The following is a 26,270-nucleotide window of genomic DNA, read 5'->3' as shown; positions in this document are numbered from 1 at the left end:
AAAAAAAGCCCCGCGCTGGCGGGGCTGGGCTGTCAGGCTTAGAATTTGGTATTTTGCGGAAAGTTAAGCTTTAACACCTGGTAAGTGTCTTCTTTTAGCTTGCTCAGGCCAAGCCTGTCGTAGCTTTCAACCATAATTTCAAGTGCCTGTTCAACTAGCGGCGAATCACGGTAAAACTCAACGATATATTTGCCACGGTTAGCGGCAGCAAGATAAGCACCGCGGCGCATATAGTAATCAGCTACCAGCAACTCATGCCGTGCCAGTGCATCTTTAATACTTAACATGCGTTTTTTCGCTTCAGCAGCGTATTTGCTGTTAGGAAAGCTGCTTACCAGCAACTTAAAATCATCAAACGCCTGGCGGGTACTGGCCAGATCACGGTCTGCGCGGTCAATGCCCAGCAGGTTATGCAGTGTATTTTCATCCGCTTTCATATTGCTCAGGCCACGCATGTAGTAAACGTAGTCTAGCTCAGGGTGGTTAGGGTTCAGGCGGATAAAACGGTCAATGCCTGCAAGTGCTTTTTGCACATCACCAGCCTGATAATGGGCATAGATCAAATCCAACTGCACCTGCCTGGCCAGCGGCCCGAACGGGTAACGGCTTTCTACAGCCATTAACAGCTCAATAGCGCGGTTATACAAGCCGTTATCTAATACTTCTTTGGCTTGCTGATACATAGTTTGGGCGGTTTGCGTATTACTGGTATCCGCGTCCTTCGGTTTACCGGCACAGGCCGTAAGGGTTAATGCCAGTAAAGAAATCAGTAAAAAATTCGCTTTCATTTAAAAATCCGTTACTACTTGAGCTAAATGGCTGTCTAGTCTGGCGTAAAATCGCTAAAATACACGCTATTGCGATTCTACCCCAGACCTGCCGGGGTTGCACACAGGATAACTGCTTCCGTTATGACAAAACAGCTAAAACTTTCAGAAATTGTACCAGACCATCTTTTTGGTAAGCGATTAGATCAGGTCCTGGCCGAAATGTTCCCTGATTATTCCCGTTCCAGAATAAAAGAATGGATCCTGGCGGATGCAGTTAAGGTTAACGGCATAGTGCAAAATAAGCCACGCGAAAAAATGCTGGGTGGGGAGTCGATAGATATTCTGGCCGAACTACCAGAAGACGAGCGCTTTGAAGCCGAAGCCATTGACCTGAATATTATTTACGAAGATGAACATATTCTGGTGATCAATAAACCCGCCGGACTGGTTGTGCATCCTGGCGCTGGCAATGCCGATGGTACTTTACTTAACGCTTTATTACACCATTGCCCTGGTATTGCGGAAGTGCCACGGGCTGGCATTATTCACCGGCTTGACAAGGATACCACCGGTTTAATGGTGGTAGCCAAAACCATACCGGCGCAAACGCATTTAGTAGAAGCCATGCAGGCGCGTGAAATTACCCGTGAGTATGAAGCGGTATGCCATGGCGCCATGACAGGCGGCGGTACCATTGACGAGCCGATAGGCCGCCACCCTACCAAACGTACTCATATGGCGGTAAGCCAGTCAGGTAAACCTGCTACCACTCATTTTCGCGTGATGGAAAAATACCGGGCCCATACCCGCTTGCGCTTGCGGCTTGAAACCGGCCGTACGCATCAAATCCGCGTACATATGACTTATGTGAATCATCCATTGGTGGGCGATCCTGTTTATGCTGGCCGGCCACGGCCACCGCGTAAAGCAGATGAGCATTTGTTGGGTATTTTACGCAACTTCAGGCGCCAGGCCTTACATGCCGCCATGTTGCGTCTGGCGCACCCCATTACGCTGGAGCTTCTGGAATGGCATGCGCCTATTCCGGATGACATGGTACAGCTAACTGCAGCGCTGCGGGCCGATACTGCTGAGCATGGCCTGGATTATGTCTGACAACCCGCTGTTACTGCCTGACTGGCCGGCCCCGGCCAATGTGCAGGCAGTATGCAGCACCCGTAACGGCGGTTGCTCAACGGGTGTGTATGCCAGTTTAAACCTTGGTAATCATGTGGCCGATAACGCAGAACAGGTGGCTGAAAACCGTCGGCGTTATCAACAGCTGGCAAAGATGCCGGCAGTACCGGTCTGGTTAAATCAGGTGCACGGCACTGCAGTATCTGTGCTGAGTAAAACATCTGGGCCGGATGATACCGCCGATGCCAGTGTAACCTGCGAGCAAGGTGTTGTGGCCACGGTTATGACAGCCGATTGCCTGCCGTTATTACTGTGTGATAAAGCTGGTACTCAGGTAGCCGCAGTACATGCTGGCTGGCGAGGTTTATGCGATGGTGTTATTGAAGCCACACTGGCACACTTTAGCAAACCTGATGAGGTGTTGGTGTATCTTGGCCCGGCTATCAGCCAAAGCGCATTTGAAGTAGGGCCAGAGGTACGGGCTGCTTTTATTAATCATAGTACGCAGGCAGAGCAGGCTTTTATCAGCGGCAATAATAACAAGTGGCAGGCAGATTTATATCTGCTGGCACAACAGCGGCTGCAAGCTTGTGGTGTACAACATATTTATGGTGGCCAGTACTGCACTTATCAGCAAAATGAGTTGTTTTTTTCCTACCGGCGCGATGGCCAAACCGGCCGTATGGCCAGTTCAATTTGGTTAATCTGATCTAAGTCAAATTTTTGACGTTTGTTTGCTTGAATTTGCAGCAATAACGCCCAATCTTATAACGCAACAGTGTTGTGCTTGTAGGAGCCAGAAATGCGTCTTGAAAAATTTACCAGTAAGTTCCAGGAAGCGATAGCCGATGCGCAGTCGCTGGCGCTTGGCCGTGATCAGCAGTTTATCGAGCCGGTGCACCTGATGTTTGCCCTGTTAAATCAGGAAGGTGGCACAGTACGTGAGCTGTTAAACAAACTGGCGATTAATTTTAATGAACTGCGCTCTAAGGTCAGCCAGGCGATAGATAAGCTACCGCGGGTTGAAGGCGAGGGTGCTAACCTGCAGCTATCATCAGCCACTGCACAACTGCTGCAGCAGTGCGATAAGCTGGCACAAAAACGCAAAGACCAGTTTATTTCCAGCGAGCTGTTTGTGTTAGCGGCAACGGAAGATAAATCTGATCTGGGCAAAATTTTACGCTTAATCGGCGTTAGCAAAGACAACGTAGAAACTGCCATTACACAAATGCGCGGCGGCCAGAAGGTTGACGATGTAAATGCCGAAGATACCCGCCAGGCATTAACGAAATACACTATAGATTTAACTGCCCGCGCTGAGGCCGGTAAACTGGATCCGGTAATAGGCCGGGATGAGGAAATTCGCCGCTGTATTCAGGTATTACAACGGCGTACTAAAAATAATCCGGTATTAATTGGTGAACCTGGCGTGGGTAAAACCGCTATTGTTGAAGGTTTGGCGCTGCGCATTATCAACAAAGAGGTACCCGAAGGCTTAAAAGATAAACGCGTATTGTCGCTGGACATGGGCTCTTTACTGGCCGGTGCCAAATACCGTGGTGAGTTTGAAGAGCGGCTAAAAGCAGTATTGAATGAGCTGGCCAAAGAAGAAGGCCAGGTAATTCTATTTATTGATGAAATTCATACCATGGTGGGCGCCGGTAAAGCCGAAGGCGCGATGGATGCCGGCAATATGTTAAAACCGGCGCTGGCACGCGGCGAACTGCACTGCTTGGGGGCTACCACTTTAGATGAATACCGCAAGTACATCGAAAAAGATGCGGCACTGGAGCGGCGTTTTCAAAAAGTGCTGGTAGAAGAGCCTTCGGTAGAAGATACCATAGCTATTTTACGGGGCTTAAAAGAGCGCTATGAAATCCACCACGCGGTAGAAATTACCGATCCGGCGATAGTGGCAGCGGCTACCTTGTCGCACCGTTATGTGTCAGACCGGCAGTTACCAGATAAGGCGATCGATTTAATCGACGAAGCGGCATCAAGCATCCGTATGCAAATGGACTCTAAACCAGAAGAACTGGACCGGTTGGAGCGGCGTATTATTCAGCTAAAACTGGAAGACAATGCGCTGGCAAAAGAGTCTGACGAAGGCAGTAAAAAACGCCGGGATGCTATTCAGGAGCAAATTGCTGAGCTAGATGCCCACTACAACGAACTGGATGAAGTGTGGGAGTCAGAAAAAGCTGCGCTGCAAGGCACGCAAAATATAAAAACCGAGCTTGAACAGGCCCGGCTGGATTTAGAAGTTGCCCGCCGTGCCAGCGATTTACAGCGCATGTCTGAGCTGCAATATGGCCGTATTCCGGAGCTGGAGAAAAAGCTCGATTTAGCCTCACAGGCAGAAATGCACGAAAATACTCTGCTGCGTAATAAGGTGACAGAGCAGGAAATTGCCGACGTATTGTCTAAAGCCACCGGCATACCTGTGAATAAAATGCTTGAAGGCGAGCGCGACAAACTACTACGTATGGAGCAGGCACTGCATGAGAAAGTTATCGGCCAGGATGAAGCCGTAACTGCTGTGTCGCATGCTATCCGCCGCTCGCGGGCTGGCCTGGCAGATCCAAATAAACCGATAGGCTCTTTTCTGTTTTTAGGCCCTACCGGGGTGGGTAAAACTGAGCTGACCAAATCGCTGGCCAACTTTTTGTTTGACAGCCCCGATGCGATGGTACGCATAGATATGTCAGAGTTTATGGAAAAACATGCCGTATCACGTTTGGTTGGTGCACCACCGGGCTATGTCGGCTATGAGGAGGGTGGCTATTTAACTGAAGCTGTGCGGCGTAAACCCTATTCGGTAGTGCTGCTGGACGAGGTAGAGAAAGCCCACCCGGATGTATTTAATATTCTGCTGCAGGTGCTTGATGATGGCCGCTTAACCGACAGCCAGGGCCGTACTGTCGATTTTAAAAACACAGTTATTATTATGACGTCGAATCTTGGCTCGGATCTTATTCAGGAGCATTACCGTGAATACAGTTACGGCCAGATGAAAGATATGCTGATGGGCGTACTAAGCAAGCAATTCCGGCCGGAGTTTTTAAACCGGCTGGACGAAACCGTAGTATTTCATCCGCTGGATAACGTGCAAATTCGCAGCATTGCCAAAATTCAGCTGGCGCGATTGGAGCAGCGGCTGGCCGAGCGGCAGTATCGTTTTAGTATTACTGAGGCGGCACTGGATAAACTGGCCGAAATAGGTTTTGATCCATTGTATGGTGCCAGGCCGCTGAAGCGTGCTATTCAGCAGTATCTGGAGAATCCGCTGGCGCAAGCGTTGCTGCAAGGCGATGTAGTGCCCGGTAGCACAGTACTGTTGGATCATAACGGCACCGATTTTGTTGTTAGCAGTAAGGTTTAATCTGGTATTGGGATATACCCAATGGATTTCAACATGCACGTAGGCGGCAAGTGAGTGAATCCCCATGAGCATAGCAATACTATGTGATTGGGGGGGAGTGAGCGCAGCCAACACCCGTGCATGTTGAAAGACGAAGGGTATAAAAGTGGCCGCTTTTGCGGTCACTTTTGCCTTCAGGCTATCCATGTTAAGGTATGTCCCTTATAATCCTTTGTAAATCCATAACGTAGAAGTTGCTTTATGCCTGAGTCAAAAACACATGATACCAGCCCGCGTAAGGGCATTTACCTGCTGCCTAATTTACTGACAACGGGCGGCTTATTTTCTGGTTTTTTTGCCATAGTGTCGTCAATGAACGGCCGCTTTGAAGCTGCTGCAGTAGCCATTTTTATCGCGATGATTTTTGATGGCCTGGATGGGCGGGTAGCGCGCTTAACCAATACTCAAAGTGAGTTTGGCGCCCAGTACGACAGTATGTCTGATATGTTGTCGTTTGGTATTGCGCCTGCACTGGTTGCCTACAATTGGGGCCTTGCAGAGTACGGCAAGTTCGGTTGGCTGGCTGCCTTTATTTATGTAGCCTGCGCGGCACTGCGTCTTGCCCGTTTTAATGCCAATCTGGGCGTTACCGACGGCCGCTTTTTTCAGGGTTTAGCCAGTCCAGCTGCGGCAGCTATTATTGCCGGTATGGTATGGAGCGGCAGTATTTATCAGGTCGATGGTGACAACATCGGTTATCTGGTGGGGCTGCTGACGATTGTTACCGGCTTACTGATGGTCAGTAATTTCCGTTATAACTCGTTTAAAGATCTTAACTGGCGTGACAGGGTATCCTTTTTAACCATTTTGATGGTCGTGCTGATTTTTGTCGTCATTGCTGCCCGTCCGGCAGAAATGCTGTTTGGTATTTTCTTTATTTATGCCTGCTCTGGTCCGATAACGACAATTCGCAGTGTACGCAAACTTAAACTTGAGCACGTATTGGGAGACTCTGACGACGCTGACTTTGCCGATGCAGATAAAGACCCAAAGGCAACAGACTCTGCTGCCAAAGACGACAACAAGAGCTTGTAAACCAGTAATACATTAAAACGTTATGCATTAAAAAACTCCGCCGCGGCGGAGTTTTGTGTTTTTAACCAAAGCTTTTATTCATATCAGCAATTTTGCCGGCTTGCTGCTGCAAGGCTGAACTGTTGTCAGATACTATCTGAATATTGTTCAGGTTGGTTTGGGCAATTTGCTGTATATGTTCAACGCTTTGTTGCACGTCGTTGGCCACGACACCTTGCTGGGTTGCGGCAGTGGTAATTTGCGACGACAGTTGGGCAATATGATCAATCATGCGCGAAATTTCGGCCAGTTGCTGCTCGCTGTGCCGGGTTTCGGTTACGCAGATATCTACTTGCTGGCGGCTGTGCAACATAACCTTGCCCCAGCTTAGTAAGGTTTGCTGAATTTCACCTATCGATTGTTTAATTTGCTCTGTAGCGTTGTGTGTGCGCGATGATAATGCTCTTACTTCGTCGGCAACCACCGCAAAGCCGCGGCCATGCTCACCGGCACGGGCCGCTTCAATGGCAGCATTTAATGCCAATAGGTTGGTTTGATCGGCAATGCCCTGAATTTCAGTCATTACGACACCAATCCGCTCAGCTTCAACCGCCAGGCCATCCGCTGTTGCTGCTGCACCCTGAACTTCTGTTGCCAGTTGCTGCACTGTTTTAGCTGTGTGTTGCATGGTGGTTTTTGCGGCTTCACAGATTTTGTGTGTTTCGTTTACCTGTTGGTGCGTGTCCTGAGTGCGCTCAGCTATATCCTGTACCGTGCCGTAAAGCTGAGACGTAGCTGCAACAATACTGCTTAAGCGGTCATGCTGTTGGTGAATACCTTGTTCTGTCATATGCACGGCTTCAGCCTGCGTTTCTGCAATAATGCTCAGTGCTGCGGTGCTGTCGGTGGCGCGGCCTAAAACCGTACGCAGCCTGGCCTGAGACATTTTTTGCTGAAAATCTGCAATGCCGTAAGGGCCAAAACCAGAGTAAATCCAGCGCGATACACTGTCGAATTTTGCTTTGGCCTGTTGTAATTGCGCCGGAATGATAAAGAGTTCGTCGTAACAACAAAGCAACCACACCAGCGGTAACAGTAACGCCAGCAAAAAATGCCAGCCAAAAACGGCGACACCAATAGCGGCCAGCAGCAGGCTAAACGTTGCTGCCAGCAGGCGCTTTAAGCCAAAGCGGCTGCGCCAGTCTGACGGAATTTTACCGGCTGCTATGGCTGGATAACTTTTATTGGCCCGTTCTATCATGGCTGCATCGGGTTTTACCCTTACCGACTGATAGCCCACCAGTTTGCCCTGTTGATAAATGGGTGTAACAAAGGCATCCACCCAGTAATAGCGGCCATCTTTACAGCGGTTTTTAACCAGGCCACGCCAGGATTGGCCTTGTTTAAGTTTGTGCCACAGATCAGCAAAAGCTGCTGCCGGCATGTCAGGATGACGTACAAGATTATGGTTGTTACCCACTAATTCTTCTTCGCTGTAACCTGCAACCTTGCAAAAGGCCGGGTTGGCATAGGTGATAACACCGCGCAAATCTGTGGTAGAAACCAGCTCCTGCTCAGCATTAAATTTAACTTCTTCATTAATAGTGCTTATGTTGCGACGGTTCATGTCACCTGCTTATTTAAGTAGTTGCTATTTTGTTCCTGATCCGGCAAGTCTAATGTATTAAAGTAATAATTGCAGCCATAGCTGTGGCGGTTTAACCCATAAGAGGGTTAAGCGACCAAATCTTCGATTGTTGAAAATGAAATTGCAGGCTAAATTAAGCAGCAGTCTTGAGATTGGCCTTAGCGCCCCAATTTCTGCACAATCAGACACCATTTAAGGAATTATCTTGGGCTCAACTTTACAACAACGTCTGGCTAAGCTGAATGCCGTGCCTAGTAAACATGCCATCACAGGTATTCAGCGTGGTATAGAGCGGGAGACGTTGCGGGTTAAACCGGATGGCAAACTTGCATTAACTCCTCATCCGCAAGCCCTTGGTGCAGCGTTAACCCATCCTTGGATCACGACCGATTTTTCTGAGTCCTTGCTTGAGTTTATTACCCCGGTCAGCGACAGCATTGATACCACATTAGCGCAGCTGGCAGATATTCATCGTTTTACCATTAAAAACATTGGTGAAGAGCAGTTCTGGGCAGGCAGCATGCCGTGTTTTATTGACGATCAGAAGCAAATTCCGTTTGCGCAGTATGGCAGTTCTAATATCGGCAGAATGAAAACGCTGTACCGCAAAGGCTTGCATAACCGCTACGGCAGTATGATGCAGGCTATTAGTGGTGTGCATTTTAATTTTTCTTTTTCACAGGACTTCTGGCAGCAATATCAGCAAATTCTGGGGCGAAGTGGTGACTTACAGGCGTTTATCTCTGAACAGTATCTGGCGTTAATACGTAATTACAAACGTTATGTCTGGCTGATTGTATATTTATTTGGTGCTTCACCGGCGATGTGCAAGTCGTTTCTGGAAGGACGCAGCAGCCGTTATAATTTTCAGGCACTGGGTAAAGGGTCGTTGTATCTGCCTTATGCCACTTCATTGCGTATGAGTGATTTAGGTTACACCAACAGCGCGCAATCCAGCCTGAATATTACTTATAACAGCCTGCCTGAGTATATTGCCGGCCTGCATCAGGCGATTAGCATGCCGTCTGAGGAATATAAAAGTATTGGTGTCAGGGTTAATGGTGAATACCAGCAACTTAACGCTAATGTGTTACAAATAGAAAATGAGTTTTATTCTACTATCCGTCCCAAACGTACCACCCAGTCTGGTGAGCGGCCAACCTGCGCGCTGGCGAAGCGGGGGGTTGAATATATCGAAGTGCGTGCTCTGGATGTTAATCCGTTCAGTAGCGTGGGTATTAGCGCAGATCAGATGCGTTTTCTCGATGTTTTCCTGTTGTATTGCCTGCTGCAGGACAGCCCGTCAATGTCTGCCAGCGAGCAGAGTATTACCGAGCAAAACTTAAAAAAAGTGGTTACAGATGGCAGGCGTACTAATCTGGAGATCCAGCAAAATGGCCAGCCCCGTTTAATGCTGGATTGGGCAGAAGAGTTGTTTGCCGATCTGATGCCTTTAGCACAGTATCTGGATTCTGCCTATTTAACGCAGGGCTATAGCAGCGCTTTAAAACAATTTTATCTTGGCCTGTTGGACCCGTCCCAGACATTTTCCGGTAAATTACTTAATCAGTTACTGGCGAAACAACAGGATAACAGCAGCTATACCTTGCAGTTATCGGCAACCTACCGCCAACAGCTGCTGCAGGAGCCTTACCAGTATTATTCTGCTGAGCAGTTTACTGAGGCCGCTGCACAGTCAATTCTGGCACAGCAGCAGGTTGAGCAGTTGGATAACATGAGCTTCGATCAGTATATTGCGCAGTATTTTGCTGAAGTACCACAATGTGAGGATAAAAAAGCGGCTACCTAAAGGTAGCCGTAACAGTATCCAGGGAGAATAAAACTTGGTTGCATCCGTGCACCTTGTTAGAATCGGTCGGATGAAAAAAGTTCATACACAAATAAAACCATTTATCTTCGCCACGGCAGCAGTACTGTTTATCAGTGGTTGTAGTACACCGCCGCCACAGAATAGCTCCAATCTGTGTGAGATCTTCTATGAACACCGCGACTGGTATGATGCAGCAGCGAAAATGCGTGATAAGTGGGGCGTGCCAATTCATATACCCATGAGCATTATGTATCAGGAAAGTAGCTTCCGGCATAATGCCCGGCCGCCAATGCGCTGGTTTTTAGGTTTTATCCCTTATGGCCGTGCCAGTAGTGCTTACGGTTATTCACAAGCAAAAACAGTTACCTGGGACGAGTATGTTAAGGAAGCTAATCGCTTCTGGGCCAGTCGTGACAATTTTTCTGATGCCATGGATTTTATGGGTTGGTATCTGGATAAAACCCACCGCGTAAATAAAATATCCAAATGGGACGGTTACAACCTTTACCTGAATTACCATGAAGGTTGGGGTGGCTACCGGCGTGGCACTTATAAAAATAAAACATGGCTTGTTAACGTTGCCAAACAGGTAGATAGCCGCGCCAAAACCTATGCCGCGCAGTTAAACCGGTGTGAGGATGATCTGAAACGTGGCTGGTTATGGCGGCTGTTTTTTGGCTAAGAAGGCATAAAGCAGTAAAAACCGGCACTGCCGGTTTTTTTAACTGTGGTTTCAGGACTTTTTCAAATGTGGCAACAGACGCACGGTCTTAATCATATTGTCCTGTACGTCTACCACTTCAAGCGGGTAACCGGCCAGCTTTATACTTAGTTTACCCTGGGGGATTTCTTCCAGATACTCTAAAATCAGGCCATTTAAGGTTTTCGGGCCATCAGTGGGCAGCTCCAGGTGCATTTCGCGGTTTAAATCACGTAAATTAATGCCACCATCAATCAGGTATGAACCATCAGGCTGGGCAAGAATATCTTCGTTGTCGTTGCTGGCGATATCTGTCGTAAATTCACCCACCACTTCTTCCAGAATATCAGCCAGAGTTACCAGGCCCTGAATATCGCCATATTCGTCTACAACCAACCCAACGCGGTCTTTGGTGCGCTGAAATTTTAACAGTTGCGTATTGAGCTGGGTGCCCTCAGGAATAAAGTAGATGTCACTTGCTGCACGCATCAGAGTAGATTTAGCCAGTTGTTCTTTAATCAGCAAGCGCATCAGCTCGCGCGGGTGAACAAAACCAATAGCATCATCAATGTTGTCCCGGAACAACAAAATACGGCTGTACTGCATATTCGCCAGCTGGCGCTCTATATCTTTCCAGTCGTCGTTAATATCAATGCCAACTATTTCATTGCGCGGCACCATAATATCTTCAACCGTGGCGTTCTCCAGATCGAGCACACCCACCAGCATGTTCTGATGTTGCTCCGGTATCAGGGCGCCAGCCTCATGTACTACGGTACGCAATTCTTCGGCGCTTAAGCTGTTACCCTGGTGCTTTTCCGGGCTGATACCCATAAGCGCCAAAATGCCGTTAGTAATAAAATTAACCAGCCAGACCAGCGGATAGAATATTTTAAGTAGTAATTTAAGCACAGCAGAGCTGGGGAAGGCGATGCGTTCGGGGTGCAGTGCCGCAATGGTTTTTGGTGTGACTTCAGCAAACACCAGCACCACCATCGTTAACGCCACTGTTGCAATAGCGATACCGACATCACCGTACAAACGCATACCAATAATAGTGGCAATAGCAGAGGCGGCAATATTTACCAGGTTATTACCAATTAAAATAAGGCCAATTAAGCGGTCAGGCCGTTTTAACAGTTCGCTTACGCGGATAGCACCCTTATGATTTTCGTTTGTTAAATGTTTCAAACGATAAGGATTAACAGACATCATGCCCGTTTCTGATCCTGAGAAATAGGCAGATAAAAATAAGAGCACGCCAAGAATGATAAATAGCGTACCCGTCGATATGTCGTCCAAGAGTCAAATACCTGTATTGCCAAACACCTGTACTTGATATTACGAAGTAGCAGGTGAGTCAAGAATTAAAGTGTATTTAGCAGCACTTCGCGTACAAAACGGCTGCCAAAGTAGCCAAGAGTTAACAAAGCTGCACCGGTGATTGTTAAAATATTGGCGGTTTTACCACGCCAGCCTTTACGGGCATGGCCCCAGCACAGCACTACGAAGACGGCAAAACCAATTAAACTGAACACATTTTTATGCAGGTTTTCTTTAGCCAGCCAGTTATCCATAAATACGGCCGCTATCAATAGCGCCAGGCCAAGTAACACTGTGCCTGCCAGTAAAATACGGAACTGCAGCACTTCTGCCTGCACTAAAGGTGGCATATGTCGTGTCATGGCGGCAAAGTCTTTTTGCTTCAGACGGTTGCTGATATAACTAACCTGAAACGAATACAGCATAGCCATAATTAAAATAGCGTAGGCAATAAAAGCCAGCATAATATGCAGCAGCAGAATAATGTTTTGCTCAAAGTGTTGTAGCTGTACGTTGTGAGGTAAGGTTAATACAGCCAGTTGCATCAGGCTGGCAAAGCCATACACGACCGGTAACAGTAATATAGTTGGCGTTCGCAGGGCGGTAAGGGTTATTGCCACAGTGATCAGCCAGCACATCAGCGAGCTGACATTAAGCAAACTGAAGTTTTGCCCCTGCTCAGTAAACAACATGGCTGCCAGTACCAGCATATGTAGTACAAGGCCAATAATGGCTGCGCTGAAGGTGGTTTTAAAATGCGGCCCGTTTGGGTGAAAAATGCGCAGCAATACCGAGCCGGTAGCAACCAGATAGGCAATTAAAGCAAGTGCAGTTAACAGCACTGTAGACATTAGCAGCATTTCCTTTTGTTTTAATGGCTAACCATTGTATTGCAACTTTTGCCGGATGCCCATAGCTGCGATCAACAGTTTCTTAACGGCTGCTTATACCGCGCGACTTTGATATAATCGGCCGTATTATGGCTGTTGAGTGAAAAACCATGTTTGAGAATCTTTCTGATCGTTTAAGCGCCACGCTGAAAAATATTACCGGCCGGGGCCGTTTAACTGAAGACAATGTTAAAGATACGCTGCGCGAAGTACGTATGGCCCTGCTTGAGGCCGACGTAGCGCTGCCGGTAGTACGCGATTTTGTTGCTAACGTTAAAGAGCGTTCAGTAGGGCTGGAAGTAAGTAAAAGCCTGACTCCTGGCCAGGAGTTTCTGAAAATTGTCCGTAAAGCCTTAGAAGAGGCGATGGGAGAGGCCAATGAAGAGCTGGCACTGAATACGCAACCGCCAGCAGTAGTTTTAATGGCGGGCTTGCAAGGTGCCGGTAAAACGACGTCGGTAGGTAAACTGGCTAAGTTTTTAACTGAGCGGAAAAAGAAAAAAGTGCTGGTGGTATCTGCTGACGTATATCGTCCGGCAGCAATTAAACAGTTGGAAACCCTGGCTAAAGATATTGGCATAGAGTTTTTCCCCAGTGACATTTCACAAAAACCAATAGATATTGTTAATGCCGCTATTGCGCATGCCCGTACCCGCATTTTTGATGTGTTGTTGGTTGATACTGCCGGTCGCTTGCATGTCGACAGCGACATGATGGACGAAATTAAAGCGCTGCACGGTGCAGTAAAGCCTATTGAAACCCTGTTTGTGGTCGATGCCATGACAGGCCAGGATGCTGCCAATACTGCCAAAGCTTTTAATGACGCTTTACCACTTACCGGGGTGATTTTAACCAAAACCGATGGCGATGCGCGGGGTGGTGCTGCATTGTCTATCCGCCATATTACCGGCAAACCAATTAAGTTTTTAGGTACCGGTGAAAAAACCGATGCACTAGAGCCGTTTCATCCGGACAGGGTGGCATCGCGTATTCTCGGTATGGGCGATGTGCTGAGCTTAATTGAAGAGCTTGAGCAAAAAGTAGATAAAGAAAAATCTGCCAAAATGGCGCAGAAAATGATGAAAGGCAAAGGCTTTTCATTAGAAGATTTTCGTGAGCAACTGGTGCAAATGCGCGGTATGGGCGGCATGATGTCGATGATGGATAAACTGCCGGGTATGAAAAACCTGCCTGCTGGTGCGATGAACCAGATGGGGGATAAGCAGTTTGTAAAAATGGAAGCCATTATCAATTCAATGACACCAAAAGAGCGTGAGTTCCCGGATTTGCTTAAAGGCTCGCGTAAAAAACGTATTGCTGCCGGTTCCGGTACTCAGGTGCAGGATATTAATCAACTGCTTAAACAGTTTACCCAGATGCAGAAGATGATGAAGCAGATGTCGGGTAAAGGTGGCTTAATGAAGATGATGCGTAGTCTGGGGGGTAAGCTGCCACCAGGCATGCTGCCACCACGTTAAGCAGCAAACAGCTTACGTAACCCCGTTTTGATGCGGGGTTTTATTTATCTGCACAATAACGCTGTAATAGCAGCTAAGCCGCGAAATACCTTGCAATTGAGCCTCAAATCAGTAAAATGCTGCAGCCCTTCGGTCTGACTGGGGGCTTTGTTATTTTTGATAAAACCTGAACGATAAAATTAGAGGGCCTTATGGTAACTATTCGTTTACAACGTGGTGGCGCGAAAAAGCGTCCATTTTACCAAGTTGTGGTAGCGGACAGCCGTTTTGCTCGTGATGGCCGTTTTATTGAGCGCGTGGGTTTCTTTAACCCAATCGCTGGCGGTACTGAAGAGAAACTGCGTCTGGACCTGGACCGCGTTAACCACTGGGTAGCACAAGGTGCTTCACTGAGTGATCGCGTGGCAACTTTGGTAAAAAACGCTAAGAAAGCAGCTGCTTAATTAGCTTAAAGGTCGTGTGGAGTAGTCAGCTTGAGTGAGAAAGATTTAGTCGTTCTTGGCAAATTTGGTGCAGTTTACGGCATCAATGGCTGGCTGAAAGTTAACGCTTACACCGACTTCCCGGAAGGGATTTTTGATTACACACCCTGGCAAATAAAATTTCAGGGTAACTGGCAACCAGTGCAGGTTTCCAGCTGGAAGCGCCATAGTAATGGCCTGATAGCGAAACTGGACGGCGTCAATGACCGGGATCTGGCACAACAGTATGTTAATGCTGAAATTGCCGTAGCAAGCCAGGCACTGCCTTCTTTGGAAGACGGTGAATATTACTGGAAAGACCTGATGGGTTTAGCAGTAATAAACGAGGCGGGCTACCACTTAGGTGAAGTAACCGACATGATGGAAACCGGTTCTAACGACGTATTAGTTGTTAAAGCCAACCGTACCGATGCATTTGGTCAGAAAGAAAGGTTGTTGCCGTTTTTAACCGATACCGTGATTAAAAGCGTCGATTTAACCGAGCGTCGCATTATCGTAGACTGGGATCCCGCGTTTTAATGCCGGATGACACTAAGCTGTGGCTAGGGGTTATATCCTTATTCCCGGAAATGTTTCAGGCAATAACGCAGTATGGGGTAACCGGCCGTGCTGTAAAGCAAGGTATTATGCAGCTGCAATGTTGGAACCCGCGTGATTTCACAACGGACAAACATCGCACTGTAGATGACCGGCCTTATGGTGGTGGCCCCGGTATGCTGATGATGGTGCAGCCGCTGCGTGACGCTATACGCGCTGCCAAGCAAGCTGCAGGTGAAGGTGTACACACGGTGTATTTGTCGCCGCAAGGCCGCAAGTTAGACCAACAAGGTGTCACTGAACTGGCGACGTATTCTAAGCTGCTGTTAGTAGCTGGCCGGTATGAAGGCATTGATGAGCGCGTAATAGAAAGCGAGATTGATTCAGAATGGTCAATTGGTGATTACGTGTTAAGTGGCGGTGAATTGCCGGCGATGACACTGATAGATGCAGTGGCGCGTTTAGTACCTGGTGTACTTGGGCATGAGCAGTCAGCAGAGCAGGATTCTTTTGCATCCGGTTTGCTGGATTGTCCACACTACACAAGGCCGGAAGTGTTATCAGACAAACAGGTACCAGCAGTATTACTGAGTGGTAACCATGAAAATATACGACGCTGGCGTTTAAAGCAGTCTCTTGGGAGAACCTGGCTTAGACGACCGGATATGTTAAATCTCCTGGCTCTGACTGAGGAGCAACGACGGTTACTGGCTGAGTTCCAACGTGAACATCAGCAAGAGTGCCGGACGGGGCAGCAAGAAGACAGTTAATTCCAGGTAAAGTGAGATTGTTATGAGCAAAGTTAGCCAAAACATTATCAAAATGCTTGAAGACGAGCAGTTAAAGAAAGACGTTCCAGCGTTCGCGCCGGGCGACACTGTCGTAGTTCAGGTAAAAGTAACTGAAGGTGATAAAACCCGTCTGCAGGCTTTTGAAGGCGTAGTTATCGCAAAACGTAACCGTGGTCTGCACTCTGCATTCACTGTACGTAAAATCTCTAATGGCGAAGGTGTTGAGCGTGTATTCCAGACGCACAGCCCATTGGTAGACAGCATCACTGTTAAACGTCGTGGTGCTGTACGCCGTGCTAAGCTTTACTACTTACGCGATCGTTCAGGTAAATCAGCGCGTATCCGCGAAAAGCTTAACTAAGCACCCCTTAAAAGGCCGGCACTTGTCGGCCTTTTTTCTTTTTGGCATAGTGCTCACTATGACCGATATTCAAGCCCCGCTTACCATCGCTATTCTTAACTTGTTGCAAGGCCAGTTAGAAAGCCTGATCCTGTCATATACGCCAGCTAACAGCCTGATAGAAGAACAGTATTTATTATCACGGTTAGGGTTAAAACTACACAGCGACGTGCAGCAAAGCGCTGATCTTGCCCGCTTTCAGCAACATTTTGTACTGTACCACCTGTTATACCGTATTCAACAACACTGGCTGGCGCAGCATCACGGCTATTTAGCCATTGGCCTGGCCAAACTACAGTTACTGCCGCTAAATGAAGCCTTGCCACCAGAGTCAGACTCCGGCCGGCAAGGATATTATCTTAACTGGCAGAATTTTTATGCCATGACAGAGCAATTACTTGACCAGCATCTGGATGCTTTCTGGCAACAATTGCAGCGGCCGGTAGCGCCGCAAAAAATTATGGCACACACCGAAGCATTGGCTTTGCTCGGCCTGCCAGCTGCATTTACGCCGCAACAACTAAAAAAGGCCTATCGTAGCAAGGCGTTACAACTACACCCGGATCGTGGTGGCGAGCAACAGCAATTTATTTTACTGCAACAGGCTTATCAGCAATTACAGTTACCCGGCTGATAGCTTTCTGTACACTTAAATGTACGTATTTTAGATGGTGCAATTATTTGCTGCTATGTTGATTTTATTGGCCTGTGGTGGGTTGACGCGCTGCTTTATGATCTTTATTATTCGCAAATCGTATTTAAATGATTACGTGTTGTATAGTAAAGTTTACGTAAGGGCGCGGCTTAGCAAATTTAGCGTTTTTACCTATGCTTAATGCCTGCAACACCGCACACCGGAGTTTTAGCATGAGTAAAATAGTAGACGACCTGCGCATAGTGGCAGAAAAGCCATTAAGCCCCCCGGCAGTATTAAAAAAAGTGCTGCCATTGTCAGAGCAGGGCGCGCAGTTTGTACAACAGGCGCGTAATACCATTGCCGACATTGTGCATGGCCGCGATAAACGCCTCTTAGTGGTAACAGGCCCTTGTTCCATCCACGACCCTGTGGCCGCAATTGAATATGCGCAAAAGTTAAAACAACTGCAGCAGCAATATGCTGACAGCCTGTACATTGTGATGCGGGTTTATTTTGAAAAGCCGCGCACGACAGTGGGCTGGAAAGGCTTTATTAACGACCCGCATTTAGATGATTCATTCGATCTGGAAACCGGCTTAACCTGGGGACGTGAATTACTGCTAAAGATGGTTGAGATGGAGTTACCTACAGCAACGGAAGCGCTTGATCCGATCAGCCCGCAATATATGTCGGATTTAATCAGCTGGTCTGCCATTGGTGCCCGTACGGTAGAATCGCAAACCCATCGTGAAATGGCCAGTGGCCTGTCGATGCCGGTAGGCTTTAAAAACGGCACCGACGGCAATTTAAATATCGCGCTTAATGCGCTGCAATCGGCAGCCAGCGGCCACAGCTTTATTGGTATTAATCAGCGCGGCGAAGTAAGCCTGGTGCAAACTGCCGGTAATCCGGATGGCCATATTATTTTGCGTGGCGGTGCCAAACCTAACTATGACGAGCAAAGCATTGGCGAGGCGTTGGCTAAGCTGGATAAACTGAAACTGCCGCGCGGCATAGTGGTTGATTGCAGCCACGGTAACTCTAATAAAGATCATAACCGTCAGGGCGAAGTAGCACACAATGTGCTGGCCCAGCGACTGGCCGGTAACGACGCTATTATCGGTATTATGCTGGAGAGCCATCTGTTTGCCGGGCGCCAGGATTTAATTGATGGTAAAGCCGAAAAGTATGGTGTATCGGTAACGGATGCCTGCATTGATTGGGATACTACCGCTCAGCTATTAGCAGCACTACACCAACAAATGCAGCCGGCAGTGGTGGCTGCCTGAGATGACAAATTTGACAGCACAGCAGGCTCTTGCGCCACTGCGTCAGCAAATAGACAACATTGACAGCCAGTTAGTGGCGCTGCTTGCCGAGCGCGCTAAAGTAACCGCGCAGGTAGGCAAAATTAAGCAACAGTTTGCCTTGCCGGTATATGTGCCTGAACGTGAGCAGGCACTGTTAAGCGCAAGGCGCGAACAGGCACAAGTGCTGGGTGTATCGGCAGACTTAACTGAAGATGTGCTGCGGCGTATTATGCGCGAGTCATACCAAACTCAGGAAAGCGGCTTTGTGTGTTGCCGCGAAGGTGGTGGTAAGGTGGTTGTAGTTGGCGGCGCCGGTGCGCTGGGTGCCCGTTTTGTTAGTCTTTTTCAGCGCTCTGGCTACGAGGTTGCAGTGCTGGAGCCGCAAGACTGGCCGCAGGCGGAGGCTCTATGTGCCAATGCCGCCCTGGTGTTAATGGCAGTGCCTATTACGTTAACTGAGCGGCTAATCAATCAATTACCAGTTTTACCGGCTGGCTGCGTACTGGCTGATATCACCAGTATTAAGCAGCTGCCAATATCAGCCATGCTGGCAAAACATAGCGGCCCTGTGGTAGGGCTACACCCGATGTTTGGCCCTGACATTACTAATCTGGTAAAACAGGTGGTAGTGGTATGCCATGGCCGGGACGAAAACCGCTACCAGTGGTTATTGAAACAGCTGAATGTTTGGGGCGCTGAGTTGGCGGTAAAGCAGGCGGCAGAGCACGATAGCGCCATGCAGCTTATTCAGGCAATGCGGCACTTTTCTTCCCTGGTGTATGGTGTGCATTTGGCTGATGAGAATGCCGATCTGGATGAGCTATTGCAGCTAAGCTCGCCAATTTACCGGTTAGAGCTGGCGATGGTAGGGCGCTTATTTGCGCAAAATGCCGAGCTGTATGCCGATATTATGTTGTCATCCTGTGAAGTTACCACCTTGCTCGAGCGTTATCAGCAGCGCTTTACTGCATTGCTGCAGCTACTTAAAGCTAAAGACAAAGCCGGTTTAATGGCGCAGTTTGGTAAAGGCCAGCAGTTTTTTGGTGACCTCGCCGGGCAGTTTTTGCAAGAGAGCAAACAGCTGCTGCAAAAAGCTGCTGATAGCCGCAGCTGAGCGGTCATTTAGCGCTGGGTTAATAAGTCACGGTAATAGTAATGATATCAGTATAACTCCCCACGCGAACGTTTTGTCCGGCCGGAATCCGGCCATATACAGCGTAGTTTCGCGTGAGAACGCCAAGGCTCAATAAATATCCGTCACTAATAAACACAGTGCCAGCGGTGCCATTTCCAAGCACACTGGTACGGGCAGCATTACGATAAAGGTTATAGTTTAAATTATTGCCTGCATATTGTAACTGCCTTGCAGTATAGGTACCCGACTGGCCGGTAGAGAGACGTATTTCATAACTTACCAGTAAGCCGATAATTTGCAATAACTGGCATGAGACGGCTATATTGCCATTATTATCTTGCGGTAGCAGGCTAAATGGCCGGTATTGGCCGAAGTTAAGCCCAGTAGTACTGACACTACAAGAATATATAGCGTTAGCGTGGCTGCTAAAGAGCAGCGCGGCTGCAGCAGGAGTATATCGCCATTTCACGGTGCAGTTTCCTGACAATATACCCTGCCAAGATCGGGGATTTGCTCTGTGTCTTGTGGTAAAGCCAGTATGGCGTAACATTGTTTATCTTGCCAGCTCACCTGTAATACTGCCTCAGATGGTAACTGTTCCAGATAGGTTCTGCCATTGCTGGCAACGGGGAAAGTGCGTTGCTGCTGATTTATCCGAACCTTGGCACCAGCCGGCACCGTGCTGCCGTCGGACAGGTGTAGCTGAATGACAGCATTATTGCCTTGTTGCAGATAAAAGTTGGCTACTGCCCCGGCGTTAATTGCTGGCGTAACATTAAGCTGCAGTGAGTGCACTGAGGTATTTATCGGTAACTGGCTGTGTTCGATCGACAGTTCATTTTTATCATAGGGCATCAGGCCACTAACCAATGCATTGCCTTTACTGTTTGTTTTTGCAACAACCTGATTTTCCAGCATAACACTGACACCTTCAATGTCACCGACATTTACCAGGGCAAAACTATTTGTAATCCATCTGGCGCTATGTAAGTTATTGTCCAGCAAAATAACGCTGCCACTAGCTGTAAGGCGGCCAGCAACGTGGCCGTCAAAAGCCGATATGTTTGCGCGATACAAACCTTTACTACGTTGCAGCAACCATTCGCCATCAAACCAGTTTTGCCTGGCTTGCTCTGCAGCCAACCGGTAACCAAAGCTGTCACCCATCGTCAGGTTACGCTGCAATTGCGCCTGATTACGGCTGTCACCTCGCTCATGTCGCAAACTTACCTGACCGCTGTCGCGGCCACTAAAGTGGCGTGATAATGTCAGCCCCACAATATAATCGTTGCTGCTATCTATCGCCTTGCTGGCGGATACACTTAATACCAATTTGTCAGTGACTCGCTGATTATAATTTACTGATATTAAACTAAAATTCTCACCATCCCATTGCTTTCGGCGAATAAGTGCTGCAGCCACACTGCTGCCGGAAGATAACGGTGCGCCAACGTTTAGGCCTAATTCATTGCGTAAGCGTGGTGTTTCTGGCATCTGGCCTAAAGCACTGAAATATTTTTCGGCATAAGATGCATATAAACCAAAGCTAAAATCCGGGCTTTGCCGGCTAATGCCACTACGCCATAAAGTACCCGAAACACCACCGGTTTTACTGGCAGCAACAGCGATATCGGCAACAGCATAGTTTGCCAGCAGGTAGCTGACTGCGGCTCCAGCGGCCTGATAATCATGGCTTAACTCAGCCCGTAGTTCGGCAGTAACATTGTTGCTGATACCATACCGATGCGTTGCGGACGCAAACGTGCGACCATAATCGTTGCTGCGTAAACCATAATTTTGCCGCAGCCAGCCCGCTTCATACGAATAACTACTTAAACCTTCAGCCAATAACTGGCTGGCGATATAAAATGGCTGGTTATAGGTTTGTGTTCTGCCCATCACGTCAGTAATTTGTAACTGTAACTGGCCACTGCCTGTAATGGTGGGAAACTGCTGTAATTCAAATGGGCCTTGCGGCACGCTTTGTTGATGTTGTCTGACATTGTTAATCAAAATATCTACTGAGGAGGGTAATACTGCTTCACCCGAAATAGACGGTAAAGGATAAGCCACAAAGCCGGGATCCAGACTGAAATCGCTGCTGTAGCGTATTCCGCTAAACTGCGCTGTGCGGCCCCAGCTCCCCGGTTGGTTAAAGCTGTCGCCCAGATAAAGCCGGCTACGCCTGGTCGGGTTATCAATAATAAGGGTTGAGTCCAGCCGCATTAAAGATGTGGGGCTGTTGCTGTTATAAATAACGGTATTAGTAAAATTACTGGTACCGGAAAAAGCGGTAAACTGCATTAAAGCCGCCTGCTCTTGTCTGCCTTCAGTATATTGTGTTTGTACGTCGTAGTTAATATAAGCGCCAATCAGGCTATCGGTGGTTAACTGCTGGCGTTGGTATCTGTTTTGATACGCTTCAAAGGCTGCGGGGGCTGCATTTAGTTGCAAATGTTGCGTTTGCGGGTGTAATTCAACAGTAACATTATCCATTTTAGTCAGCGGATAATAGTTTAGTTGGTCATAACGTAGCACCTCAGATTGATTCGGCTTTAACCGTAATTGCTGCAAGTCAGCTTCGTGCATATAAAAGTGTTGTTGATAGTATAAAAGCTTCATAGTGTTATTTTGCGTTTGACCGTTTAACGACAATGTTAACCAGCGCCATTCTGCTGACGGTGGCAACTCATCCGCCTGCACTGCACCGATCCATACCGCGAGCAAAAGAGCCCGGCATAAAAGCATGCTCAACGCCCTTGTATAGGGAGTGTATGTTCGCCATTTAACTGGGCACTGCTATAACGAATGGTTAATTCTGTATTCCCGCTGTTTAAGGCGATATGCCAGCGTTGTGACTCTTGCGGAAAAATACGCTGGTGTGAACGGTAGTCGATACTGTCGACGCTTTGGTAAGTTGCGCTTTGCGAAGAGTAAAACTGCAACTGCTCCAGCTGAATATGGCTGTTACCGGTATTTTGTACCGTTAGCTCTACCATGCCGCTGCTGATGGCTGTGGCTTGCCAATCTAACCGGTAAACCTCACCCGCTGCCGGTGAAATAAAAACCGGTATGCCGATAGATAACACCACCTGGAGTTGCTGCTGTGGCTGCTCTGTGGCTACTTCGGTTAAAAATACTCGATAACTGCTCTCAGTAGCCGATGGTCTGGCAGTATTTAGGCCTACCCTGACAATTTGTGAGGCGTAAGGAGCAACTTCAAATACCGGCGGATTAGCAAGAATATCCCGGGTGGGGCTGTAACTATCCTGATATTCTGCTCTTTGCCATAACACCGTGCTAACCTCAATTAATCTGGGCTTAACTGTGCGGTTAGTTAGTGTTAAAGCTGCGCTGGGCGTTGTAGAGGATAACTGCAAACGGATCGGAGAAACGTCAAAGCCGGCATTGGCTTGAACCAATCCGCAATAGCACAACAGTATACGGCAGCAGTATCGCAGCAGCATCGCAGGCAAGACTAAAAAGTAACGGTTACAGTAATAGTGTCAGAGTAAGTGCCTGTGGCTACATTCTGGTTAGGCGGAATACGGCCATACACCTGGAAATTCTGGCTAACACCGGTGCCGGTACCAGCTACGGTATCGCTGGTTAAGGTGTTCCCCCAGTTCTGAGTGCGGCCTGGATCGCGGAACAACTGATAACTCAGCTCGTTTGCACCTTGCAGCATTTTTCTATCGGTGACAGAAGAGCCACCAAGCCCCTGATCAAGGCCAATCTCATATGCGGTAGCCAGAGTACATCGCACGGCGACAGTAGAATTAGCATCCAGTTCGGCAGCTGTTACCGCTCTGTAGTCGCCAAAGTCAATGTTGGTAGCACTTACCTGGCAATCATCAACAACATTTGCACCTACATTAAATGTGGTGGTAACGGTAGCGCCCCGGGTTGGTGGGCTTAAGATTAGTGCGGCCAGCGCAGCTGCGCCCAAAAATAAAGTCGGAAATGTATGGGTTATTTTGAGCATGGTACTGACCCCTGCAGTTGCTTATTGGTACCGATTGATATGAATTTATTGTTGATAAGTAAAGCGTATATATCCAATTGGGGCAAATATAGCGGACTTATAAATTTTATGTAGAATTTTTGCAGGGGCAAAGCCGGTTTAATGGCGCAGTTTGGTAAAGGCCAGCAGTTTTTTGGTGACCTTGCCGGGCAGTTTTTACAAGAGAGCAAAAAGCTGCTGATAGCCGCAGTTAGCGTGCTGACAGCAGGTTCTGCTGCAATCAGTTACCAGTTAAACTTTCAACTGATAGTAATCCAGAATCAGCTGCCAGGCTTGCCCGGGTGTATCAGCGTACTGGATCAGTTCCAGATCTGAGGCGCTGATCACGCCTTCTTCTACCAGCATGTCAAAGTTAATCAGTTTTTGCCAGAAGGCTTTGTCGTATAAAATTACCGGCACCCGCGCGGCTTTTTTGGTTTGAATAAGGGTGAGTGTTTCAAACAGCTCATCTAAAGTCCCAAAACCACCGGGAAAGGCTACTAAAGCCCGGGCGCGCTGTAAAAAGTGCATTTTACGAATAGCAAAATAGTGAAACTGAAAACAAAACTGCGGTGTAATGTAAGGGTTAGGTTGCTGCTCTCTTGGCAGCACAATGTTTAAGCCTATACTTTCGCCACCGGCGTCCATTGCGCCGCGGTTTGCCGCTTCCATCACGCCAGGGCCTCCGCCGCTGATAATCGTCATGGCGCAGTCTGGGTTGCAACAGCTGTAACGGGCTGCTAAAGCAGAAAAATGCTGGGCTGCTGCATAATACCTGCTGTTAGCCTGCTGCTTTTGGGCCCGCACCAGTGCCTGCTGGTTGTCAGGGGTATTGTTTTCTGCACATTGTTGTTCTGCAAGTGCTACAGCCGTTTTGGCCTGCTCCGGCGATAAAAACCGCGCGCTGCCAAAAACTACTATGGTAGCGGTGATATTGTGCTGCTCTAGCACCAGCTGTGGTTTTAAATACTCCAGTTGCAGGCGCACATGGCGTAGCTCGTCCTGCATTAAAAATTCATTGTCGGCAAACGCCAGCCGGTAAGAGCTATGGTCCTGCAACCTGGATATTGCGTCCAACGATTGCTGTGCCGACGCCAGATGGCGCTCGTGTAGTTGATGCGGATCAGTTGTCATAACGGCTCCTTTAACGCTACGTACTTTAGCGACTAACTATACAGATAATCGGCAGGGGTAAAAATGTAAAAACTGCCATCTTGTTTGATATAGGCTAACCTTTAGGCCTGACTGTTGCGGTATAACTGACGTTAGTCAATTGAAAAGGATACCCCTTATGCCCCTTTCTGCCACGCTTAGTTTTATCGGAGCTGCTCAGCAGGTTACCGGCTCTTGCTATCTTATACGCGTTAATAATCAGCAAATTTTGCTGGACTGCGGTATGGTGCAGGGCGCTGATCAAATTCGGGAGTGGCATAAATTTCATTTTGCCTTTAGGCCCAAAGATATTGATTTAGTTATTTTATCCCACGCCCATATCGACCATAGCGGCCTGCTGCCGCTGTTGGTTGCTCGCGGTTTTGACGGCAAAATACTTTGCACTCCCGGCACCGCTGAGCTGTTGCCAATACTGCTGAAAGACTCCGTGCATCTGTATTTAAAAGATCTGGAATGGCAAAACAAAAAAGCGGCGCGCTCGGGTAAAAAGTTGCAAGACCCGGTGTTATCACTAGCTGATGCCGAGCGCGTAGCGCAGTTGTGTGAAACACTTAGCTACAAAAAGCGTGTTACACCACTGCCGGGCTTAGAGCTGGAGTTTGCCGATGCCGGGCATATTCTGGGCTCGGCTATAGTGCAATTATGGCTTAAAGGCAGTAAAGCCATGCGAAAACTGGTGTTTTCCGGTGACTTAGGTAACCCGGCAACAGTGCTGATGCACGACCCCACTGACATTGGTCAGGCTGATATCGTGCTGATGGAAAGCACCTACGGTAATCGTAATCACCAGAATATTGATAACTCGCTGGAAGAGCTGGCTACTGCGCTGGAGCACGCTAATAAAGATGGTGGTAACGTGTTTATCCCGGCTTTTGCGCTTGGCCGTTCGCAGGAGATCTTGTATTACCTGGCACTGCTGCATCATCAGGGCCGGTTAAAACAGCGGCTGGTGTTTCTTGATAGCCCAATGGCTATTAGCATTACCAGTATTTATAACAACTACCTGCACAGTCTGGAGCAAAAAGACTTAGCCGCTATTGGTTTTAGAAAAGGCATGCTGTTGGAAGATTTACTGCCTATGCTACGTTTGACTGAAAGCGTGGAAGAATCAATGGCGATAAACCGTGTTAGCGGCGGGGCTATTATTATTGCCGGTAGTGGTATGTGTAATGGTGGCCGTATTGTGCATCATTTAAAACACAACTTATGGAAAAGCTCGAACCATCTTATTTTTGTTGGTTTTCAGGCGCAAGGCACTTTAGGCCGACGCCTGGTAGATGGCGAGCGGCGGGTAAAACTGTTTGGTCAGGAAATAGTAGTAAAAGCCAAAGTACATACCATTGGTGGTTTTTCGGCTCATGCTGGCCAGAGTGAACTGTTAGACTGGGCGCAGGCCATCGGCGGGCAGCCACAGTTTTATTTAGTACATGGCGAGCCAGAGGCACAAGCAGTGCTGCAACAGGTGCTGGCACAGCTTGGCATAGTGGCAAAAATTCCGGCTAAAGGCGATGTTATTGAACTATAAGCGTTAACATACATTTTGTTACTTTTGGGCTATGGTCAGGGGCGCGTGCTGTGGCTTATAGTGTT

24 protein-coding genes are annotated in these 26,270 nt (G+C 48.1%); 15 read left to right on the top strand and 9 right to left on the bottom strand.

Translation table 11 applies throughout. From position 1 onward, the window contains the following. Nucleotides 1-38 precede the first annotated feature (38 nt). Nucleotides 39-788 carry an outer membrane protein assembly factor BamD gene (locus M2404_RS18505; protein WP_259241306.1) on the bottom strand — a complete coding sequence of 250 codons (750 nt, stop codon included), beginning with the start codon at nt 786-788 and terminating at the stop codon, nt 39-41. 123 nt (nt 789-911) lie between these two features. On the opposite strand from M2404_RS18505, the gene rluD reads away from it, so the two are divergent. The 4 genes from rluD (at nt 912) to pssA (ending at nt 6,363) form a co-directional block, all read left to right on the top strand. Beyond that, the gene (rluD, locus tag M2404_RS18500) at nt 912-1,886 is read left to right on the top strand and encodes a 23S rRNA pseudouridine(1911/1915/1917) synthase RluD (protein ID WP_259241305.1); all 975 of its coding nucleotides are present in this window, start codon (nt 912-914) and stop codon (nt 1,884-1,886) included. Further along, on the top strand, nt 1,879-2,616 hold the full coding sequence (gene pgeF, locus M2404_RS18495) for a peptidoglycan editing factor PgeF (protein ID WP_259241302.1): 738 nt from the start codon (nt 1,879-1,881) through the stop codon (nt 2,614-2,616). The genes rluD and pgeF overlap by 8 nt, the downstream gene beginning before the upstream one ends. A 93-nt stretch (nt 2,617-2,709) precedes the next feature. Further along, nucleotides 2,710-5,289, top strand: coding sequence for an ATP-dependent chaperone ClpB (gene clpB, locus M2404_RS18490; protein ID WP_259241301.1), 2,580 nt, complete (start codon nt 2,710-2,712; stop codon nt 5,287-5,289). A 240-nt stretch (nt 5,290-5,529) separates the two neighbouring features. Further along, entirely contained in the window at nt 5,530-6,363 is an 834-nt protein-coding gene (gene pssA / locus M2404_RS18485) for a CDP-diacylglycerol--serine O-phosphatidyltransferase (RefSeq protein ID WP_259241298.1), read from the top strand. Between the two features lie 61 nt (nt 6,364-6,424). On the opposite strand, the gene M2404_RS18480 is transcribed toward pssA, so the two are convergent. Continuing rightward, nucleotides 6,425-7,969, bottom strand: coding sequence for a methyl-accepting chemotaxis protein (locus tag M2404_RS18480; protein ID WP_259241296.1), 1,545 nt, complete (start codon nt 7,967-7,969; stop codon nt 6,425-6,427). 226 nt (nt 7,970-8,195) lie between these two features. Here M2404_RS18480 and gshA point away from each other — a divergent pair, with 226 nt between their 5' ends. Further along, nucleotides 8,196-9,800 (top strand): glutamate--cysteine ligase, encoded by a 1,605-nt coding sequence (gene gshA, locus M2404_RS18475; RefSeq protein ID WP_259241293.1) that lies wholly within the window; start codon nt 8,196-8,198, stop codon nt 9,798-9,800. Between the two features lie 70 nt (nt 9,801-9,870). Then, a complete protein-coding gene (locus M2404_RS18470; RefSeq protein WP_259241292.1) occupies nt 9,871-10,503 on the top strand; it encodes a transglycosylase SLT domain-containing protein in 633 nt (210 codons plus the stop codon). Between the two features lie 51 nt (nt 10,504-10,554). Here M2404_RS18470 and M2404_RS18465 read toward each other — a convergent pair whose 3' ends face one another. Both M2404_RS18465 and M2404_RS18460 read right to left on the bottom strand, forming a co-directional pair. Beyond that, entirely contained in the window at nt 10,555-11,823 is a 1,269-nt protein-coding gene (locus tag M2404_RS18465; RefSeq protein ID WP_259241291.1) for an HlyC/CorC family transporter, read from the bottom strand. Nucleotides 11,824-11,888: 65 nt separating this feature from the next. Continuing rightward, complete coding sequence (locus M2404_RS18460) at nt 11,889-12,695, bottom strand: cytochrome C assembly family protein (RefSeq protein WP_259241288.1); 807 nt, start codon at nt 12,693-12,695, stop codon at nt 11,889-11,891. Nucleotides 12,696-12,844: 149 nt separating this feature from the next. Between M2404_RS18460 and ffh the strand changes: the two genes are divergently transcribed. From ffh to tyrA, 8 genes are all read left to right on the top strand, one after another. After that, complete coding sequence (gene ffh, locus M2404_RS18455) at nt 12,845-14,212, top strand: signal recognition particle protein (RefSeq protein WP_259241287.1); 1,368 nt, start codon at nt 12,845-12,847, stop codon at nt 14,210-14,212. A gap of 191 nt (nt 14,213-14,403) precedes the next feature. Continuing rightward, nucleotides 14,404-14,655: a 30S ribosomal protein S16 gene (gene rpsP / locus M2404_RS18450; protein ID WP_166835971.1), complete on the top strand. Its 252-nt coding sequence runs from the start codon at nt 14,404-14,406 to the stop codon at nt 14,653-14,655. 30 nt (nt 14,656-14,685) lie between these two features. After that, on the top strand, nt 14,686-15,213 hold the full coding sequence (gene rimM, locus M2404_RS18445; protein WP_259241282.1) for a ribosome maturation factor RimM: 528 nt from the start codon (nt 14,686-14,688) through the stop codon (nt 15,211-15,213). Next, on the top strand, nt 15,213-16,001 hold the full coding sequence (trmD, locus tag M2404_RS18440) for a tRNA (guanosine(37)-N1)-methyltransferase TrmD (protein WP_405047798.1): 789 nt from the start codon (nt 15,213-15,215) through the stop codon (nt 15,999-16,001). The genes rimM and trmD overlap by 1 nt, the downstream gene beginning before the upstream one ends. Nucleotides 16,002-16,023: 22 nt before the next feature. Then, nucleotides 16,024-16,383: a 50S ribosomal protein L19 gene (gene rplS, locus M2404_RS18435; RefSeq protein ID WP_259241280.1), complete on the top strand. Its 360-nt coding sequence runs from the start codon at nt 16,024-16,026 to the stop codon at nt 16,381-16,383. A gap of 58 nt (nt 16,384-16,441) precedes the next feature. Then, on the top strand, nt 16,442-17,056 hold the full coding sequence (locus M2404_RS18430) for a DNA-J related domain-containing protein (protein WP_259241278.1): 615 nt from the start codon (nt 16,442-16,444) through the stop codon (nt 17,054-17,056). A 233-nt stretch (nt 17,057-17,289) separates the two neighbouring features. Then, complete coding sequence (locus tag M2404_RS18425) at nt 17,290-18,348, top strand: 3-deoxy-7-phosphoheptulonate synthase (RefSeq protein WP_259241274.1); 1,059 nt, start codon at nt 17,290-17,292, stop codon at nt 18,346-18,348. Between the two features lies 1 nt (nt 18,349). Next, nucleotides 18,350-19,483 (top strand): bifunctional chorismate mutase/prephenate dehydrogenase, encoded by a 1,134-nt coding sequence (gene tyrA / locus M2404_RS18420; RefSeq protein WP_259241273.1) that lies wholly within the window; start codon nt 18,350-18,352, stop codon nt 19,481-19,483. A gap of 19 nt (nt 19,484-19,502) precedes the next feature. Here the strand turns inward: tyrA and M2404_RS18415 are convergent, their stop codons facing one another. From M2404_RS18415 to M2404_RS18395, 5 genes are all read right to left on the bottom strand, one after another. Next, on the bottom strand, nt 19,503-19,973 hold the full coding sequence (locus tag M2404_RS18415; RefSeq protein WP_259241271.1) for a spore coat U domain-containing protein: 471 nt from the start codon (nt 19,971-19,973) through the stop codon (nt 19,503-19,505). Further along, entirely contained in the window at nt 19,970-22,252 is a 2,283-nt protein-coding gene (locus tag M2404_RS18410; RefSeq protein ID WP_259241269.1) for a fimbria/pilus outer membrane usher protein, read from the bottom strand. Before M2404_RS18410 ends, M2404_RS18415 begins: the two co-directional genes overlap by 4 nt. Nucleotides 22,253-22,254: 2 nt before the next feature. Beyond that, a complete protein-coding gene (locus M2404_RS18405) occupies nt 22,255-22,971 on the bottom strand; it encodes a fimbrial biogenesis chaperone (protein WP_259241266.1) in 717 nt (238 codons plus the stop codon). A gap of 11 nt (nt 22,972-22,982) precedes the next feature. Next, on the bottom strand, nt 22,983-23,489 hold the full coding sequence (locus M2404_RS18400; RefSeq protein WP_259241264.1) for a Csu type fimbrial protein: 507 nt from the start codon (nt 23,487-23,489) through the stop codon (nt 22,983-22,985). A gap of 270 nt (nt 23,490-23,759) precedes the next feature. Continuing rightward, nucleotides 23,760-24,641 (bottom strand): LOG family protein, encoded by an 882-nt coding sequence (locus tag M2404_RS18395; protein ID WP_259241262.1) that lies wholly within the window; start codon nt 24,639-24,641, stop codon nt 23,760-23,762. A gap of 157 nt (nt 24,642-24,798) precedes the next feature. Here M2404_RS18395 and M2404_RS18390 point away from each other — a divergent pair, with 157 nt between their 5' ends. Beyond that, entirely contained in the window at nt 24,799-26,205 is a 1,407-nt protein-coding gene (locus M2404_RS18390) for an MBL fold metallo-hydrolase RNA specificity domain-containing protein (RefSeq protein ID WP_259241260.1), read from the top strand. The last annotated feature ends 65 nt before the right edge of the window (nt 26,206-26,270 follow it).

The sequence above is a fragment of the Rheinheimera pacifica genome (assembly GCF_024809855.1).
Classification (GTDB): domain Bacteria; phylum Pseudomonadota; class Gammaproteobacteria; order Enterobacterales; family Alteromonadaceae; genus Alishewanella; species Alishewanella pacifica_A.
Note: the sequence above shows the minus strand (reverse complement) of the source record. Positions and strands in the feature narration are given on the sequence as shown.

What these genes read in the sequence shown, in the direction of transcription:
- pssA (WP_259241298.1), top strand. Translation starts at nt 5,530, where the DNA reads ATGCCTGAGTCAAAAACACATGATACCAGCCCGCGTAAGGGCATTTAC.
- M2404_RS18480 (WP_259241296.1), bottom strand. Translation starts at nt 7,969, where the DNA reads ATGAACCGTCGCAACATAAGCACTATTAATGAAGAAGTTAAATTTAAT.
- M2404_RS18470 (WP_259241292.1), top strand. Translation starts at nt 9,871, where the DNA reads ATGAAAAAAGTTCATACACAAATAAAACCATTTATCTTCGCCACGGCA.
- M2404_RS18505 (WP_259241306.1), bottom strand. Translation starts at nt 788, where the DNA reads ATGAAAGCGAATTTTTTACTGATTTCTTTACTGGCATTAACCCTTACG.
- ffh (WP_259241287.1), top strand. Translation starts at nt 12,845, where the DNA reads ATGTTTGAGAATCTTTCTGATCGTTTAAGCGCCACGCTGAAAAATATT.
- M2404_RS18390 (WP_259241260.1), top strand. Translation starts at nt 24,799, where the DNA reads ATGCCCCTTTCTGCCACGCTTAGTTTTATCGGAGCTGCTCAGCAGGTT.
- M2404_RS18395 (WP_259241262.1), bottom strand. Translation starts at nt 24,641, where the DNA reads ATGACAACTGATCCGCATCAACTACACGAGCGCCATCTGGCGTCGGCA.
- M2404_RS18430 (WP_259241278.1), top strand. Translation starts at nt 16,442, where the DNA reads ATGACCGATATTCAAGCCCCGCTTACCATCGCTATTCTTAACTTGTTG.
- tyrA (WP_259241273.1), top strand. Translation starts at nt 18,350, where the DNA reads ATGACAAATTTGACAGCACAGCAGGCTCTTGCGCCACTGCGTCAGCAA.
- rplS (WP_259241280.1), top strand. Translation starts at nt 16,024, where the DNA reads ATGAGCAAAGTTAGCCAAAACATTATCAAAATGCTTGAAGACGAGCAG.
- M2404_RS18400 (WP_259241264.1), bottom strand. Translation starts at nt 23,489, where the DNA reads ATGCTCAAAATAACCCATACATTTCCGACTTTATTTTTGGGCGCAGCT.
- trmD (WP_405047798.1), top strand. Translation starts at nt 15,213, where the DNA reads ATGCCGGATGACACTAAGCTGTGGCTAGGGGTTATATCCTTATTCCCG.
- clpB (WP_259241301.1), top strand. Translation starts at nt 2,710, where the DNA reads ATGCGTCTTGAAAAATTTACCAGTAAGTTCCAGGAAGCGATAGCCGAT.
- M2404_RS18410 (WP_259241269.1), bottom strand. Translation starts at nt 22,252, where the DNA reads ATGCTTTTATGCCGGGCTCTTTTGCTCGCGGTATGGATCGGTGCAGTG.
- rluD (WP_259241305.1), top strand. Translation starts at nt 912, where the DNA reads ATGACAAAACAGCTAAAACTTTCAGAAATTGTACCAGACCATCTTTTT.
- rpsP (WP_166835971.1), top strand. Translation starts at nt 14,404, where the DNA reads ATGGTAACTATTCGTTTACAACGTGGTGGCGCGAAAAAGCGTCCATTT.
- M2404_RS18405 (WP_259241266.1), bottom strand. Translation starts at nt 22,971, where the DNA reads ATGCTGCTGCGATACTGCTGCCGTATACTGTTGTGCTATTGCGGATTG.
- M2404_RS18425 (WP_259241274.1), top strand. Translation starts at nt 17,290, where the DNA reads ATGAGTAAAATAGTAGACGACCTGCGCATAGTGGCAGAAAAGCCATTA.
- M2404_RS18460 (WP_259241288.1), bottom strand. Translation starts at nt 12,695, where the DNA reads ATGTCTACAGTGCTGTTAACTGCACTTGCTTTAATTGCCTATCTGGTT.
- pgeF (WP_259241302.1), top strand. Translation starts at nt 1,879, where the DNA reads ATGTCTGACAACCCGCTGTTACTGCCTGACTGGCCGGCCCCGGCCAAT.